Source organism: Streptosporangium sp. NPDC001559 (genome assembly GCF_042893955.1).
Classification (GTDB): domain Bacteria; phylum Actinomycetota; class Actinomycetes; order Streptosporangiales; family Streptosporangiaceae; genus Streptosporangium.
Genome location: NZ_JBIAVG010000004.1, coordinates 139,934 through 155,942 on the forward strand (window position 1 = coordinate 139,934; position 16,009 = coordinate 155,942).

Consider the following 16,009-nt stretch of genomic DNA (forward strand, 5'->3'; position numbering starts at 1 on the left):
GAGGGAGACGTCACCATTCGGTGATCTGGCAGGTACGGCCGATGCCGCAGGTACGCGGGTAGCAGGTGACCTGGCACGGGTAGAGCGGGGACTCCTCCTCGGCGGGGAGCAGGTCCAGAGCGGTGATGTCGAGTTCCATCGTTTTCCCTTCTTTGTTGGTGGTCGTCAGGGCCGGCCGCCTTCGACGGCGACGGCCCTCCGTACCGGCCGGTCCCGGGTTCCTCCACCGGGCGAGCCCGTGGGAGCCCCCGGGCCGGCCGGGGCTGTGGCCCCGTCCACGCCGGTTAGGCGGACGGGGGCGTCCCGGTGCGCAGGAAGCCGACGAGGCCGTCGCGGACGACCTTCCCGTCGCTCTCGGAGAGCGGGTCGTGACCTGCGCCGGGGATCTCCAGATAGGCCGCGTGGTGGCGGCTCCGGAGCAGCCGGTCGCGCAGGCGCCGGGAGTGGGAGACAGGGATGATCGGGTCCCGTTCGCCGTGGACGATGAGCAGGGGCGTTCGCAGGCGGTCGGCCAGCCGCAGCAGGTCGCGGGGCCCGAGGTCGTCGTGGATCTCCTCGCGGCCGCCGAGCCGGTCGAGCATGGTGCGCACCGTGGGGGGCCCGTCCTCGTACAGCTCCCGCCCGGACAGGAACGGGGCGACGACCGCGGCACGGGCCCACAGCTCCGGCCGCGCGGCGGCGGCCAGCAGCGCCAGGTAGGCCCCGTAGCTGGCGCCGTACAGCGCCGGTCGCTCCAGGAGCGGCCCTCGGGCGGCGCCCAGGGCGCGTCCCAGGTGGAGGATGTCGGCCAGGTCGGGGCCGCCCCACACGCCCTGGATCGCGTCGCGGTGGGCGGCGCCGTATCCGGTGCTGCCGCGCTGGTTGGGGGCGACCACCGCGATCCCCTCGGCGGCCAGGCGCTGGAACAACGGGTCGAAGCCGAGCTGCCAGGCCGCCTCGGGGCCGCCGTGCAGGGCGATCACGACCTGCGCGGCGGTGACCGGCTCGCCGTACACGACGGCCTCGATGACTCCGGCGGGACCGTCATAGGTGTGGACGCGGGCACCGGCCCAGCGGGGCCGGGACGGTTCGGGGACGGACGGGATCCGGTGTGCCCGCCGGGACACGGTGATCGGGCCGGGGGGCCGGTCGGGCGTGGTGTGGATCAGGTGCAGGTGGGTGTCGCCCCAGTGCGCCAGGGGGAACAGCGTCCCGCCCGGCAGGCCGCTCTCCTCCGTGACGTCCCCGACCAGGTCGTGCAGCAGGAGGTGAGAGCGGGCGCGGCGGGTGACCGCCAGGGCCAGCCGTCGCCCGTCGGGGGACAGGGCGAGCGGTGTCACGCCGCCCTCGATCGCGTTCAGCCGGTCGGGGAAGACGGTGGGCCCGTCGTCGTGCAGGAGACGCACGCCGAGCCGGTACACGCCGTCGCGCCGGGCGGCGGTGAGCAGCACACCCGTACGGGGCGCGGCCAGCAGCAGGTGCTCGTCGCCGGACAATCCGGTCAGGGGTTCGAGGGCGCCGCGCGCCAGGTCCAGGACCGCCGTGCTCGCCCCCGTCTTGGAACGGACGGCCAGGCGTGTGCCGTTCTCGTCGAGCCAGACCCCGCCGCCGACCAGGTCCGGCAGTACGATGACCGGTTCGGGCGGTTCGGCCCTGCCGGACAGGCGCAGCACCCTGCTCTGCTCGACGCCGGTCGCGAAGGCCACGGCCGCCGTTCCCCCGCCCGGCCCCGCGACGATCGTGAGGCCGTTGCCAAGGACGGTGCCCAGCTCGTGTTCCTCGGTGCGCCCGCTGTCCCGGGAGGGGACGGCGAGGAGGACGCGGTGCACGCCCTCGGTACCGATGTGGCAGAGCAGGAGGTGTCCGTCGTCGGTGACCATCGGCACCGTCATCGGCGTCTGCTCGTCGCGGGTGCGCGAGACCAGCGGTTCCCGCCCCGCGTCGGACAGGTCCCACAGCTCGGGGGCCAGGCGGCCGTGACCGTGGTCGGCCAGGCAGGCGAGGTACCGGCCGCGCCCGGAGAAGCGGAAGTTGATCCGGCGGACGTCGGGAAGGCGATCGGCTCCGGTCGCGAGACCGGCCGCCGTACGGCCCGCGCCCGCCGTGCCGAGTTTCATCGCGCCCGGCCCGCGGCCGCCGCGGGCACCGGAGCGCCCTTCGGCTCGTCCGCCATCCAGGGGCGCGGCCCGCCGTGGCGCAGCCTCAGCAGGAAGTCCAGAACGCCCGCCATGCCGGTGTTCCAGCCGAGGCTCACCTCGTGCCCGCCCTCGTCGGCCACGAGCAGCAGCCCGTCGTGGAGCATGGCGCGTGCCCACAGGCACGCGGCCAGTTCCTCGGCCCGCTCGCGGTAGGCGGGCTCGTCGAGCAGGTCGGCCATGTCCAGGAGGAACTGCCCGTCACCGGCCAGTCCGTGGCAGGCGGCCGTACCCATGTGCAGGCGGCCGGAGTGCACGGCCACCGCGGCGGCCTCGGCCGCGTCACGGAAGCGCGGTTCGCCGGTGGCCGCGTACAACCGGACCAGGAACGTTCCCACCCCGGAGGAGCCGCTGCACCAGTGGGTTTTGCGGGCCACGCCGCCGGGGCTCTCGGCCCACCAGGCGGCGTCGTCCTGGCGGATGGCCGCGGCCAGCAGGGTCTCCCCCGCCGCCACTGCGGTCTCCAGGCAGTCGTCCCGGCCGAGCGCGGTTCCCGCCGCCAGCAGGTAGGCCCCGATCCCGGCCACGCCGTGGCCGAAGCCGTAGTGCAGCACTCCCGCCAGTGCGGAGTCGAAGTCCGGGGGAATGCGCCACAGCACGGCCTCCGGGGTGCGCTGGGCCACCTTCAGCAGGGCGTCGGCGCACCTGTCCGCCTTGTCGCGGAACTCGGTGTCACCGGTGGCGTGCCAGAAGTGCAGCAGGGCCAGTCCCGTTCCGGCAAGGCCGTGACAGATGTCCGGGTTCGGCCAGTCGTCCGGCAGGCCCCGGGCCATGTCGAGCCCCTGGGCTCGCAGGGAGGCGTCGTCGAGCGCGCGGCCTGCCTCGTACAGGCTCCACGCGATGCCCGCCCGGCCGAAGTACAGCCCCGGCGAGGGCCGCGGCTCGCCGGCCAGGCGGCGCACGGTCCAGTCCGCCGCCTGCCGCAGCCCCGCCGTCAGGTCCTCGCGCGAGCCCGTCAGGAGGTCACCGCCCGTGCCCGGTTCGGAGGACGACGGAAGCTCGGGATCCACCACGGCGGCGAGCAGGGTGAGCACCCCGGCCGAGCCGTACTGCAGGGCGCACGGGTCGGCGGTCATGCCGAACCCGGTGACGGGCCACAGGGAACCGCGCCGCGTCACACCGCCCCCGGGTCCGGACGGCGATATCGTCCGCAGGACGTGGGCGAGCCCGTCCCCGAGCAGACGATCCTGGTCGGCCACGCTCAGGCGGTAGGCGCCCCCCGCTGAGGGAGACGGCCCGGTCCCGTCGGCCAGCTCGTCCAGGAACGCCCGCACCCGGGTCAGGTCCCAGCGCAGGGAGGGCTCCTCCCTCATCAGTCCCAGGATCATCGGCGCCAGCGCGGTCGCCGTCGCGTCGTCGGCGGTCACCACGCTCAGCAGCGTGCGCAGCCGGGACTCCCACGGCCTGACCTCCGGGGACAGGTCCTCGGGAACCGAGGGCTGGCAGCCGGTGGCCAGGAAGAACAGGGTCGCTCCCAGCGCGAACAGGTCGACCGTGGCCTCGGGCGCGGGCCCGTAGTGGGCGGCCAGCACCTGCTCGGGCGGGGCGTAACCGGGTGTGTAGGCCCGGCCGACCGGGGTGCCGGGCACGGCGGCCATCTCCAGGTCGATCAGCAGGCACTCGTCGTCGGGGGAGACCATGACGTTGTTCGGCGTCAGGTCGCGCAGCACGTACCCCCGCCCGTGGACCGTCGAGACCAGCGCCGTCATCCTCCGCGCCAGGCCGACCACCGTCTCGCGCCACTCCGCGGCGGGCCGGGAGGAGCGCTGCTCGTTGACCCAGACGCTGAGCGGGGTCCCGGCGAGGTGCTCCTGCGCGAGGAACAGGTTGCCGCCGGTCTCGAACAGCGCCGCCTTGCGCGCGGTGACCCCCAGCGGCCCGAACAGCTCCAGCATGCGGGCCTCGTGACGCAGCAGATCGCGTTCGTCGCGTCCGTCGATCGAGGCGCCGAGGTGCGGGCGGGCCTGTTTGATCACGACCATGCCGCCGTCGGTGCGGTCCTCCGCCAGGAACACCCCGCCCTTGGCGCTGTGCCGGAGGGCCTGGCGCACCACGAACCGGTCCGCCAGCAGGACCGACTCGGGCGCGGCGGTCCTGACCGCCGCCTGTCCCGACTCGAAGGGGCAGGGCGCCCACGCGGGCGGGGAGTACCAGGCGTTGCGTTCGTCGGTCACCCGGGTACCGTCGGGGGCGGTCAGCCGGGAGGCGTAGGTGCCGTCGTTGTCGAGCTCGCTGGGGGCGGAGAACACCCCGAAGCGGTAGTGCACCAGGCTGCCGGGCCGGTAGACGCGGTCGGACAGGATCGGCGGGCCCGGCAGGCCGTACGTGGCGGTGTGCAGTTCTTCGGCGATCGCCACGGCGGCCTCGTCGTCGGGCGGGTAGACCGTGACGAACTTGCCCATCGACCCGCGGTTCTGGTCGCGGGAGACGAGTCCGCTCAGTTCCGTGAGCGTGGCGGCGAACTTGAACGAGCAGCGGTGCCGGGCCAGCACCTCCACCACCCGCGTCAGCACCAGCGGCGCCGACAGCGGCGTCGCGGAGACGTGGAGTTTCCAGCCCTGCGGGCGGGTGGCCGCGTCCTGCGGTGTCACGTAGGTCCAGGGAGAGCCCTGCTGGATCTCCCAGCCGGGGACGACCCCTCCTTCCGCCCGTGGTTCCGCGTCACCCGGTCCGCTCACGGCCCTCGCCAGCGCCGCCGTGGCGACGTCCAGCAGGACGTGACGGTCCTCATCGAACCGGTTTCCCCCGTTGACAGCCTGCATGTCCACGTTTCCCCATCGTCTTCGCTCGATCTTGGCCCGCGTCGTCCACGACGGACGCGAACCGCTCACCGTCCGGGTTCGGCTCCGGGTGAGCGGCGTCGGCACCGGTCCGCTCACCGGCCTGTCGAGACCACCGTTTGAGCAGGCCGGCCCCCGGCCGAGGCCGTCGTGGGATCCACCGGCACCACCCCTGCCGGTCGGCCCCCCGATGCCGAACTTGACATCGACAAGATACGACGCGGATTCAATCTTGGCAACGGCAAGATTGAGGTGGGTCATTCCGGGGCCGACGTCCGCCCGGTCCCGAGTCCGTACGGCGAGCCGTCCGGCACGGCGAGCCGTCCGGCCCCCGACCGGCCCCCGACCCGGCTCTTTTCCGGCCTCCGAGGGGAGCCGAACGGGACCCCGGCGAAGCGCGATCCCGGAGGCGGCCCGTGTCGCGGGGTTCCCGCGAAAACCGGGACCCGGGGCGGCCGCCCAGCCGATGATTGAGCAGGTCCGCAGCCCTGAGGGGGCATTACGGCGTCCAGACGGCCCCGGTAGGCTGATCGCCGTGAGTAAGCAGTCCTACCATCACGGGGACCTGCGGCGGGCTCTGCTGGACGCCGCGCTGGAGGCCGTCACGAAGGACGGGCCGGTCGCGCTGAGCCTTCGCGAGATCGCCCGCCGGGCGGACGTCTCCCACGCCGCTCCCACTCACCATTTCCGCAACAAGGCCGGCCTGCTCACCGCGATCGCGGTCGAGGGTTACCACCTGTTGGCCGACGAGCTGGAACGGGTCCGGGTCACCGGCGGACTCGTCGAGCAGGGCGTCGCCTACGTCCTCTTCGCCACCGCCCACCCCGCCCACTTCGCGGTCATGCGCGTCCCCGACCTGCTCAACAGCCGTGACCCCGACTTCGTGGCCGCCCGCGACCGGGCCTGGCACCAGTGGCTGAGCGGCACCACCATGCCGGACGGCTCGACCGACTGGACCGCCGCCGTCGCCACATGGGCGATGATGCACGGCCTGGCCAACCTGCTCGTCGAGGGAAACGTGCAGCCCGAGCCCGGCGGTGACGTCGAGGCACTGGCCCGTGCCGTCGGCCGCCACCTCGCCCCCCTGAAACCGCGGGCACCGCACCGCGACTGAGATCCGGCGCCCTGACCGGCGACTTCCTTAACACCAGCGGCTTCCAAGTGGCTCGCAAGAATGTCCCCCAGCGACTTCCAAGTGGCTCGCAAGAATGTTCGGTGAACCTGGCGGCATCGGAACAACGCAGGTTTCCTCTCCGGACCGAGCCGCTCGAAGAAGAGCGCAGGCACGCTTCGTGTTTCACCCGGCTCCTTCGACCCGGCGAACGCGTCCGGAGGCGGCCGACGAGAAGTCCGGACCGGCGGTGTCACCGATCGTCCTGAGCGACTCTCCGAGATGGATGACCGACTGCAGATGAGCGGCACGCCCCTGCCCCCCTTCGAGGGCATCCTCACCGCCGAGCACGAGGCCCTCGTCGACGACATCCGTGATCAGTGGATGCGCGACGGCCTGTCCACCCGCCCCGTCGACAGGGGCGAGGCGGAGCTGGCGGTGCGCGAGATGTACACGATGATCGGCCTGGAGCCGCCTCTTCTCAGGGTGTGGGTGGACTCGCCGCCCGGCTGTTTCCCGATGGTCTCCGCCCTCGGCCACTCCGTCGTCCACTACGGGCACTTCGAGGACCGGCTCAAGGAGTGCCTGGAGAGCCGGCTCAGGAACCGGCTGGGGCAGCGGCTCTGGGACCGGCTCCGATGCCAGCTCCGCGCCCGGCTCTGGGAGCAACTGTGGGGGCAGCTCCGCGCCCAGTTACGGGGGCAGCTCCTGAGCCAGCTGGGAGACCGGGCCGGATCGGACCCGTCCAGGTACGTGTGGGGAGCCCAGGACATCTGGAGGGACGCCTACTGGATCGCGTTCTACACCTCCGCTCTGCGTGTGGCCGGGGTGGGATCCGACGACCACCTGGACGCGCTGGCGGAGGTGACCCGCAGGCTCGGCTGGTGGATCCCCCTGGCCGGCGCGGTCGTCATGTCCGGACGCCCCGTCGCGATCCGGCGTGACGGCGACCTGCGGCTCCACTGCGAGGACGGGCCCGCGCTCTCCTGGCCCGACGGGCACACGCTCTACGCCTGGCACGGCACCCGCGTTCCGAAGTGGGTGGTCGAGGCCCCGAACTGCGAGGCCATCGCGGCGGAGAAGGACGCCGAGGTCCGAAGGTGCGCCATCGAGTCCCTCGGCTGGGACCGCTACGTCGCCGAGACCGGACTGCCGCTGGTCGCCTCGGCCGAGGACCCCCGCGACCCGGCCCTGACCCTCGCCCTGTACGAGGTGCCCGAGGAGATCCTGGGGGAGCCGGCCCGGGTCCTGCTGCGCGTCGGCGACCCCGCGAACCCCGGCCAGCCGCGTAGGAGGGCCGGGCTGGTCGTTCCCGTGGAGACGACCACCCCGCTGGAGGCCTTCGAGTGGGATCACCCCCGGCTCTTCTGACGAACCCCACGACGACGAGCCAGGCGTATTCCCACAGGCCGGTGGGAGAGGCCGCCCGGCCGTACGGCCGCCGCCATCGCGGTTGTCTCTCCACACTTCCTGGAGTCATCTCCATCCCGGCCGGGGACGTCCGCCCTCCTAGACCACGGCGCACCCGTAGGTCGTGGTGAAAGGCGTGAGATCGGGAACGCCGAAGGTTTCGCACATCGCCTTGAACGCGACGACCTTGTCCTCGCCGAAGCGCCGGACCCGGGTGGCGTAGGACGCGGCGGAGACGAATGTGGGCGGGGTGGACTTGCTGTGGAACTTGTCGGCGTACATCACCAGTCTCTCCTCACCCGACTCGGCGACATAGTCGGCGACAGGGATGGGAAGCCCCTGGCTCCGCACGTCGTCCCGGCTGATCCCCACTCCGGTGTGGCAGGAGCAGAAACGGCAGATCTCCTCAGGAAATCCCTCCTCGCGGAGGAGTTCGTGACCGAGTACGCCGTGCCGTACGTAACGTGTGTGATCGAGCTTTCCGTCGGCGCCGTAAAGCCGATAGACCCCGATGTCGTGAAGCAGGCTTCCCGCCCGTACGAGGTCCCTGTCGAGGTCGGATCCGGTACGCGCGAGAATCTGCTCGGCGATGCCGCACACGATTTCACAGTGGGTGAAGACGAGCTCGAACGCCTCCCGCGTGGGCGCGTACTTCTCGTGGAGCGCGCGAATCTGTTCGTCTCCCGGAATCCGCATTCCGGGAGTCTAACAACGGGTGAGAACGGCGTTCGAGCGGTTCAGCCGAGGGTGCTCGCGTAGGCGAGCAGGCCGACGACCGCCGTACCGAGCAGGGTGAGCAGGACGGAGCGGCGGCTCGGCCTCGGCCCCTCACGCATGAGCCTGAACCCCAGCGGCAGGAACGCCACGCACAACCCCAGGGTCCCGGCGATCGTGAACGCGTCCGTCCCCTTGAGCACGCCGAGCGGCACCGCCCCCATCGAGGCGAGCGCGATCGAGCCGGTCAGGCCGAGAACCCGGCTGCGGTAGGCGCCGAAGGCCAGGACGTACCAGCCGAACATGATCGTGAACGACAGATAGCTGAACAGATGGGTGTCCTGGTAGGAGTCCTGGACGAAGACCGTCGCGGAGTCCAGGCCGCGCCGCAGCACCAGCCGGAACGCGGTCTGGTTGATCCCGGCGTGGAAGGTCCGCTCGAACAGCCCGAAGATGACGAACGCCCCACCCCACGCGGCCCACATGGGGTGGGTCCGCCCGATCCCGCGGGCCAGCGTGACGACGGCGGGCCACATCAGCACGTTGCCCGCAAGGAAGGCGGTGTAGCCGCCGATCACCAGGCCGGGAGCCCGCTGTACGGCCGCCAGCTGCTCGGTGAAGGGGAAGGGGAACGGCACCCGCGTCAACGCCCCCGCCAGCAGGAGCAGGGGTCCGACGATCATGGAGACCGCACTGATCCGGCGGCCGGGGAAGCTGTGGTCGGTTGGCATGGCCCGACGATCGCACCGCGTCCACCCGGGACGGATCAGCCCTCCGTGGACACTTCCCGGTCAGCCCCAGGGCTGTCGTTCATCCCCAGGGATGATCCGCCGTGGGTGGATGTGCCCTGGTTCGGCGGCGCGTTACCGTACCGGTCATGCCCGCTGAGAAGCCCACCCGCCGTCAGGTCGCCGCCGATGTCCTGACGGCCGTCGCGCTCCTGACCGTGGACATCGGTCTCGCGGGCAACCTGCTCATGGACCAGACCGGGTCCCCGTGGCGGCTCCCGGTCTCGCTGGCCGTCGCCGCCGCGATCGCCGTACCACTCGCGCTCAGGCGGTACCGGCCGCTCGGGGCGTTCGTCGTGATCGTGACGCTGTCGGTCTCCGCCGCCGTGCTCGGCCTGCTGTGGGACCCGTTCGTCGCCACGGCCTGCGCCCTGTACACGCTGACACTCGGCGCCCGGAGGGAGCTCGCCGTGCGGGCCATGGCCTGCGCCACCGCCACGACGGTGGTCGCCGCCGTCGTCGGTGACCTACCGCTCCCCGGCGGCGCGTGGTGGTACGGCCTGGCCCTGCCACTGCTCGCGGGCGCCTGGCGGTGGGCGCTCAACGTGCGTGAACGCCGTGACCAGGAGACACGCCTGGAACGGCAGCGTGAGCACCAGGTGCTGGTCGACGAGCGGCTGCGGATCGCCCGTGAGCTGCACGACGTGATGACCCACGGGATGGGGCTGATCGCGGTCAAGGCGAGCGTCGCCAACCACCTGGCGCGGAACCGGCCGGAGGAGGCCCTCGACGCGCTGCGGGTCATCGAGGAGACGAGCAGGCAGGCGCTCACCGAGACACGCAGGCTGCTCGGGGTGCTCCGGGAGGACACCGGACCGGCCCCCGTGCCGACCCTCGGCGGCCTCACCGAACTCGCCGAGCGGGCCGCCATGGCCGGGGTGGACGTCGAACTGTCGGTCGAGGGCGGGGACGACCTCCCGGAAGCCGTTGAGCTCGCCGCCTACCGGATCGTCCAGGAGGCCGTGACGAACGTCGTCAAGCACGCGGCCCCGGCCCACTGCCGGGTGGGCGTCCTGGCCGGGCAGGGGGTCGTGACGATCGAGGTGACCGACGACGGCCACGGCGCCCCGCCTCCCGCGACCTCCCCGGGACACGGCATCATCGGCATGCGGGAGCGGGTCACGATGTACGGCGGGCGGTTCGCCGCGGGGCCGCTGCCGGATGGGGGATTCCAGGTGAACGCGACCCTGCGCTACGGTGAGGCGCCGTGATCGAGCCGATCCGGGTGCTCATCGCCGACGACCAGGCCCTGCTGCGGGGCAGTTTCCGGGCGCTGATCGAGAACGAGCCCGAGATGACCGTCGTCGCGGAGGCGGGCACCGGCGCGGAGGCCGTCGAACTCGCCCTCGCCCACCTGCCCGACATCGTGCTCATGGACGTGCGCATGCCGACGATGGACGGCATCGAGGCCACCAGGCGGATCTGCGGGACACCGGAGACCCAGGGGGTGCGGGTCCTGATCCTGACCATGTTCGACCTGGACTCCCACGTGTACGCCGCGCTGCGCGCCGGGGCGGGCGGGTTCCTGCTCAAGGACACCCGGCCCGGGGAACTGTGCGACGCGATCCGCCTCGTCGCCCGGGGAGAGGGGCTCCTCGCCCCGGGCGTCACCCGCCGGTTGATCGCCGAGTTCGCCCGCTCCCCCGAGCGGCCCCCGGTGCTGACCCGCGAACTCCGACTCCTGACCGAAAGGGAACGGGAGGTCCTGACCCTGGTGGCACGCGGCCTGTCCAACACCGAACTCGCCGAGCGGCTACAGCTGTCGCTGGCCACGGTGAAGACCTACATCGGACGGCTGCTGGCGAAACTCCACGCCCGCGACAGAGCCCAACTCGTGATCATCGCCTACGAGTCGGGCCTGATCAGCCCACACCGCTGACCCCCGTCCCGAAAACGACGTCCCACGCCCTGACCGGACGCCGGTCAAGGCCGTTCCTCGTCACCGGCCAGGAGATGGACGATGTCGAGGTCGCGGAGCCGGTCCTGATCGGTTTCGACGGCGATGCGGGTGATCCTCCCGTCGTGGACGGTGAACGTGATGACGGCCTTCGGCCGTCCTCGGTGCGACCAGACGGCCGCCGGGACGCCGTCGACCAGGGCGAGCCTGGCCGCCTGGGCCCGTCCGGCGAAGAACGCCGCCACCGCTTCGGCGCCGCGGATCTCTATGGCCACGGCCTCCGGATCGAGCAACTCGACCAGGGCGGTGAAGTCCCCTCCCCGGGCCGCGGCGAGGAACGCCTCGACGATCTCCCGCTTCGCCGATCGCGCGGCGCCGGAGGCGTCGGCCGTCCCCCGCACCTGGCGCCTGGCCCGGCTGGCGAGTTGCCGGGCCGCCGCCGGGGAGCGGTCGAGGATGGCGCCGATCTCGGTGAACGACACGGCGAAGACGTCGTGCAGGACGAACGCGAGCCGCTCGGCGGGAGTCAGCGTGTCCAGCACCACCATCAGCGCGACACCGACCGAATCGGCCAGCAGCGTCTCCTCCTCGGGGGTGGCCTGGCCGACCGGGTGGGTGCTCGGTCGCGGTTCCGCCGGATCGGGCGGCAGCGCCCCGGCCGACTCCTCACGCCGGGCCCGGCGCGTCTCCAGCATGTTCAGGCAGACCCGGGCGACGACGGTGGTCAGCCACCCGGCCGGGTTCTCCACCTGGCCGGTTTCGGCGCGGCCGACCCGCAGCCAGGCCTCCTGCACCGCGTCCTCGGCTTCGGTCGGGGAGCCGAGCATCCGATAGGCCACCGCGTACAGGCGGCTCTGGTGCTCGGCGAACCGCTCGCTCAGCCAGTCCTGCTCAGCCATCCGTCACATTCCTCCGTCCGTGCCTGTCATACCAATTGACCGGCGAACGCACGCCGATGTGACATCCGGGCCCCGGTCCGGATGCCCGGCCCGCCGGCGCACACCACCCCACGCACAAGGAGCAAGGCATGAAAGCGCACGTCAGCTCGATCCTTCTCGGTGTCCGGGACATGGACCGGGCCAAGCGGTTCTACACGGAAGGACTCGGCTGGAAGATCAAGAACGACTACGGCATCTCGGTGTTCTTCGAATCGGACGGCGCCTCGCCCGTCGGCTTCTACGGTCGCGAGGGTCTGGCCGACCAGGTGGGCACGGGCCCGGAGGGCAGCGGCTTCAGCGGACTGGTCCTGACCTACGTCGTCCGTGGTGAGGCGCGGGTCGACGAGATCATGGCGGAGGCCGAGAAGGCCGGCGCCACGGTCCTCAAGCCCGCCGGCGCTCTGCCGTGGGGAGGGTACGGCGGCACCTTCGCCGACCCGGACGGCTACATCTGGAGTCTCGGCTACAGCCCCCGGGGAACGGACCAGCCCTACGCGGAGTAACCGCGATCCTCTGTCTCACAGCGGTGTCCGGGACGGCGAGGCGCGCCGCGGCCGTCCCGGACGGCGGTGCCCCGGTGCGGGAAGCGGCGCGTCACGATCCGGTGAAGAGAAATGACGCCTCCGGCAACGCGGAGGTCTGACCTGCCCGCCCCGAAAGGGGAGAACACAGGTGGCGTCCCCGGCCGTGGCCGTACCTGAGCCGGAGACCTTACCGCCCGCCCTGTCTCGCGCACCCGCCGCCGCAGCCACACTCCCAGGGCCGGCGGGTGAGCGGGGTCAGGTCGGGCAGTTCTCCACCGACGAGCTCGCCCGAGAACCAGCCCCACAGGAACTCCGTCATTGTCATGCCGATCACCCGGTCATCGTGGTGACGCGGCCAGATGGCCACCGGCCACCGGTCGGGCTCTCCCTCGGTCAGCCATCCCACATGATCGGCGTCAATGGTGTTCCCCCACGGCAGGAACCCACCCGGCTCCGGCCAGGCGGCGAACGGGCTGTCCTCCGGCCACTTCGCGCGGAAGGAACGATACTGATCGCCCAGTGTCCGCCCCTCGGTGTCCATGCTGGCCCCGTGCCCGTCCCGGCGGGGATCCGCCACCCCCAGCCAATCGGAGAAGTCACTCGACCCGTAGGCGTTGACGAAAGCCACGTAGTCCGAAGGCAGCCCCGTCCCCAGTTCCGCGAACAACTCCTCCCAGCTTCCCAGGGCGAACAACGGGGTCTCCGGCGGGGGCACAAGGGCGAGAAGCCGCTCCAGGGCGGTCGGGGCATCGCTCATGGAGCGACCATAACGAGACGGTCCGACAATCGCCTCCGGTGGAGCGCCCGTGGTGCGGCATGGCCGATCAGCCGAGGACCGTGATCGTCGAGAGTTTCCACCGTCGTGGGAAAGGGGCGGTTCCCGCCGGTCGGCTCCGCCGGGAAACGCCTCGCCGTACCGCTCGTGTGGCCCGTACGGCCGGCGCTTCCGTTGATAACGCCCCTGCCACAATGGTGGTGAATCGTGACCTTTGTACCGCCCCAAAGGCACACTAGGGTCAGGCGAAAACAGGCGCCGGAAAGCGGGAGTGGGATGGCGTGGGCAGCCAGGGCGGTCACCGTCGTCCTGGCCGTGGTGTCTCCGTTGCTCGTGACCGCGGCCATATGGATCTACGCGACCCTCCCCGAGGAGTGGAAGTCGCCCGAGACCGTCACGCCGCTGACGGCGGCGGGGGTGACCTTCCCCGCGGTCGGCGCGTTCCTCATCGCGCACCGGCCCAGGCTCAAGCTGGCGTGGCTGATGTGCCTGGGCGGGCTCGGCGGCGCCGTACACGACTTCTGCCAGGCGATGATGCTGCTGACCGCCTCGCACGGGAACCTCACGCTCGCGGGGTTCCTGAGGTTCGCGGTGTATCTGGGCTGGGGGGTCTCCGGGCTCGCGCTGGAGATGCTGCTGCCGCTGTACTCCCCGGACGGCAGGCTGCCCTCGCGGCGCTGGCGGGCGGTGGTGGTGCTCGGCGTGGTGTCCATCGTCGCCGAGACCACCCGCCAGTTCATCCGGCCCGACCCGCCGCTTGAGAGCTACCTGTTCCCGGCGGTCATCCACAACCCGCTGCAGATCCCCGAGCTGGCGCCGTACCACCAGACGATGCTGGTGGTGAACTGGACGGGGGTCCTGGCGACGCTGCCGCTGGCGGCGCTGTCCATGCTGCTGCGTTTCCGCGGGGCGGACCCGGAGGTCAGGCGGCAGATCGGCTGGCCGCTGCTGGCGTTCGCCGGATACATCGTGTTCATGTTCGTCGGCGTCGCCGCGCCGGAGCTGACCTGGCTGTCGATCCTGTGGGCGATGCTCATCCCGATCGCGCTGCTGTTCTCGGTGATGCGCTACCGGCTGTACGGCATCGACACCATCGTCAGCCGGACCTTCGTCGCGGCGGGGCTGCTGGCCGTGGTCGGTGGGGTCTACTTCGGCGTGGCCGCGCTGTCGAGCCTGCTGGTCTCCGGCCTCGACCAGATCGCCGGACTCGCCGCGGCCCTGTTCACCGGCGCGTTCTTCCAGCCGTTGCGCCGGATGCTGCAACGCGCCATCGACCGCCTGCTCTACGGTCCGGTCGGCGACCCGCGTGTGCTCGCGGAACGGCTGGTCCAGGAGGTACGCCGGGGGGATCCGGCGCAGGCGCTGGCATCGGTGATCGGCGTGCTGCGTGAGGGCCTGGCCGTACAGGGGGTCACGGTCGAGGTGACCGGCGGCGAGCCGGGACAGCGGGTCGGCGTGGCGAGCGCGACCAGCGGGCAGATCGGCGACGCCCCCCGTGAGGTGCCGCTGGTCTGGCACGGCGAGCGGGTGGGGCGGCTGCTGGTCGGGCCGCCGACCCCGCGCCGCTTCCCCGCCGCGCACGACGAGCGGGTCCTGGCCACGCTGGTCCCCTACGCGGCCGACGTGGCGCACGCGCTGCGGATGTCGGCCGACCTGCAACGTTCCAGGGAGCGCATCCTGAGCACCAGGGAGGAGGAACGGCGGCGGCTGCGCCGCGACCTGCACGACGGCCTCGGGCAGACGCTCAGCGGGCTGGCCATGACCATCAACATGGCCCGCCTCAGCCTGAAGACCTCCCCCGACGCCGCCGACGGGCTGCTGCGTGAGCTGCGCTCCGGCATGGACTCGGTCACCGGCGACATCAGGCAGCTCGTCTACGGCCTGCGCCCGCCCGCCCTCGACGACCTCGGGCTGGCCGCCGCCGTACGGGCGCTCGCCGGGCCCGCCGCCCCTGAGGGTCCCGTCACCGAGGTGAGCGTCGAGGGGGACCTGGAGGACCTGCCCGCCGCCGTCGAGGTGGCCGTCTACCGGATCGCGCAGGAGGCGCTGACCAACGTCCGGCGGCACGCGAACGCCACCCACGTCCGGGTCGAACTGCGCCGCGGACCCGAGGCGCTGCGCCTGCTGATCACCGACGACGGCGCCGGGCTGGCGCCGGAGCGCCGCGCGGGCGTCGGCCTGACCTCCATGCGCGAGCGCACCGCGGAGCTGGGCGGGCTCTGCCTCGTCAGCGGCGGCCCCGGGGAGGGCACCACGGTCGAGGTGACGCTCCCCCTTCCCGCGGTTCCCTTCGCCGACACGCAACCGGTGCCCCAGCACGGGTAGCCGGTCCCGCGACCTGCGGTCCGGGTGTGGCGCCCGCCGGGGACCTCACAGGGAGGGCACGTGGCCCGGGTCGTTCGTGGAGCGCTCCCGGGCCTCGGCAAGCGCCTGGGCGAGACTGTCGCGGATCATCAGGATCCGGGACAGGCCGGTCAGGTCCAGGACGTGGCGCATGAAGGGCTGCGGGGCGACCAGCAGCAGCGTCACACCCCGCTGCTGGGAACCGGTGAAGGCCGCGACGAGGCGGCTCAGGCCGACCGAGTCGCAGAAGGTGGTTCGTTCCAGGTTCAGCAGCAGGTGGTCGCCGTCCAGCTCCTCCCACAGCCTGTCGATCACGGCGCCCAGCACGGGAGAGGTGTCGTAGTCCAGCGCACCGCACACGTGCACGATCGTCGGATCGCCGCCCGCACCGGCCTCCACGGTGAAGGTCAGCTGCGCCTGCCCCGTCTGGTCGTTCTGGTCGGCGTGGTGCGACATGGCTTCCCTTCCACTGACAGGCGCCCCCTGCCGGTACACGGCTCTGGGACCACGGTAAGGCACATCCGGGCGTCCTGTGCGCCCCGCCGGCCCCGGGTG

14 protein-coding genes are annotated in these 16,009 nt (G+C 72.1%); 6 read left to right on the top strand and 8 right to left on the bottom strand.

Annotated features, from left to right (window positions below; translation table 11 throughout):
- Positions 1-10 precede the first annotated feature (10 nt).
- The 3 genes from ACFYY8_RS10615 to lanL form a co-directional block, all read right to left on the bottom strand.
- On the bottom strand, positions 11-139 hold the full coding sequence (locus tag ACFYY8_RS10615) for an ALQxL family class IV lanthipeptide (protein WP_390039340.1): 129 nt from the start codon (positions 137-139) through the stop codon (positions 11-13).
- A 145-nt stretch (positions 140-284) separates the two neighbouring features.
- Positions 285-2,096, bottom strand: coding sequence for an alpha/beta hydrolase family protein (locus ACFYY8_RS10620; protein WP_390039342.1), 1,812 nt, complete (start codon positions 2,094-2,096; stop codon positions 285-287).
- Positions 2,093-4,936 (bottom strand): class IV lanthionine synthetase LanL, encoded by a 2,844-nt coding sequence (gene lanL / locus ACFYY8_RS10625; protein WP_390040080.1) that lies wholly within the window; start codon positions 4,934-4,936, stop codon positions 2,093-2,095. The genes ACFYY8_RS10620 and lanL overlap by 4 nt, the downstream gene beginning before the upstream one ends.
- Positions 4,937-5,489: 553 nt before the next feature.
- Here lanL and ACFYY8_RS10630 point away from each other — a divergent pair.
- Positions 5,490-6,068: a TetR/AcrR family transcriptional regulator gene (locus ACFYY8_RS10630; RefSeq protein ID WP_390039344.1), complete on the top strand. Its 579-nt coding sequence runs from the start codon at positions 5,490-5,492 to the stop codon at positions 6,066-6,068.
- Between the two features lie 279 nt (positions 6,069-6,347).
- Complete coding sequence (locus ACFYY8_RS10635) at positions 6,348-7,436, top strand: DUF6745 domain-containing protein (protein WP_390039346.1); 1,089 nt, start codon at positions 6,348-6,350, stop codon at positions 7,434-7,436.
- A 138-nt stretch (positions 7,437-7,574) separates the two neighbouring features.
- Here the strand turns inward: ACFYY8_RS10635 and ACFYY8_RS10640 are convergent, their stop codons facing one another.
- On the bottom strand, positions 7,575-8,171 hold the full coding sequence (locus tag ACFYY8_RS10640) for an HD domain-containing protein (RefSeq protein ID WP_390039348.1): 597 nt from the start codon (positions 8,169-8,171) through the stop codon (positions 7,575-7,577).
- A 41-nt stretch (positions 8,172-8,212) separates the two neighbouring features.
- A complete protein-coding gene (locus ACFYY8_RS10645) occupies positions 8,213-8,920 on the bottom strand; it encodes a hypothetical protein (RefSeq protein WP_390039350.1) in 708 nt (235 codons plus the stop codon).
- A gap of 146 nt (positions 8,921-9,066) precedes the next feature.
- Between ACFYY8_RS10645 and ACFYY8_RS10650 the strand changes: the two genes are divergently transcribed.
- A complete protein-coding gene (locus tag ACFYY8_RS10650; RefSeq protein WP_390039352.1) occupies positions 9,067-10,188 on the top strand; it encodes a sensor histidine kinase in 1,122 nt (373 codons plus the stop codon).
- On the top strand, positions 10,185-10,856 hold the full coding sequence (locus ACFYY8_RS10655) for a response regulator (RefSeq protein ID WP_390039354.1): 672 nt from the start codon (positions 10,185-10,187) through the stop codon (positions 10,854-10,856). The genes ACFYY8_RS10650 and ACFYY8_RS10655 overlap by 4 nt, the downstream gene beginning before the upstream one ends.
- A gap of 44 nt (positions 10,857-10,900) precedes the next feature.
- Here the strand turns inward: ACFYY8_RS10655 and ACFYY8_RS10660 are convergent, their stop codons facing one another.
- Positions 10,901-11,773 (bottom strand): sigma-70 family RNA polymerase sigma factor, encoded by an 873-nt coding sequence (locus tag ACFYY8_RS10660; RefSeq protein WP_390039356.1) that lies wholly within the window; start codon positions 11,771-11,773, stop codon positions 10,901-10,903.
- A gap of 128 nt (positions 11,774-11,901) precedes the next feature.
- Here ACFYY8_RS10660 and ACFYY8_RS10665 point away from each other — a divergent pair, with 128 nt between their 5' ends.
- Positions 11,902-12,315 (top strand): VOC family protein, encoded by a 414-nt coding sequence (locus tag ACFYY8_RS10665; RefSeq protein ID WP_390039358.1) that lies wholly within the window; start codon positions 11,902-11,904, stop codon positions 12,313-12,315.
- A gap of 208 nt (positions 12,316-12,523) precedes the next feature.
- On the opposite strand, the gene ACFYY8_RS10670 is transcribed toward ACFYY8_RS10665, so the two are convergent.
- Entirely contained in the window at positions 12,524-13,093 is a 570-nt protein-coding gene (locus ACFYY8_RS10670; RefSeq protein ID WP_390039360.1) for a hypothetical protein, read from the bottom strand.
- A 294-nt stretch (positions 13,094-13,387) separates the two neighbouring features.
- Between ACFYY8_RS10670 and ACFYY8_RS10675 the strand changes: the two genes are divergently transcribed.
- Positions 13,388-15,436: a sensor histidine kinase gene (locus ACFYY8_RS10675; RefSeq protein ID WP_390039362.1), complete on the top strand. Its 2,049-nt coding sequence runs from the start codon at positions 13,388-13,390 to the stop codon at positions 15,434-15,436.
- A 45-nt stretch (positions 15,437-15,481) separates the two neighbouring features.
- On the opposite strand, the gene ACFYY8_RS10680 is transcribed toward ACFYY8_RS10675, so the two are convergent.
- Positions 15,482-15,910 carry an STAS domain-containing protein gene (locus ACFYY8_RS10680; protein ID WP_390039364.1) on the bottom strand — a complete coding sequence of 143 codons (429 nt, stop codon included), beginning with the start codon at positions 15,908-15,910 and terminating at the stop codon, positions 15,482-15,484.
- Between the last annotated feature and the right edge of the window lie 99 nt (positions 15,911-16,009).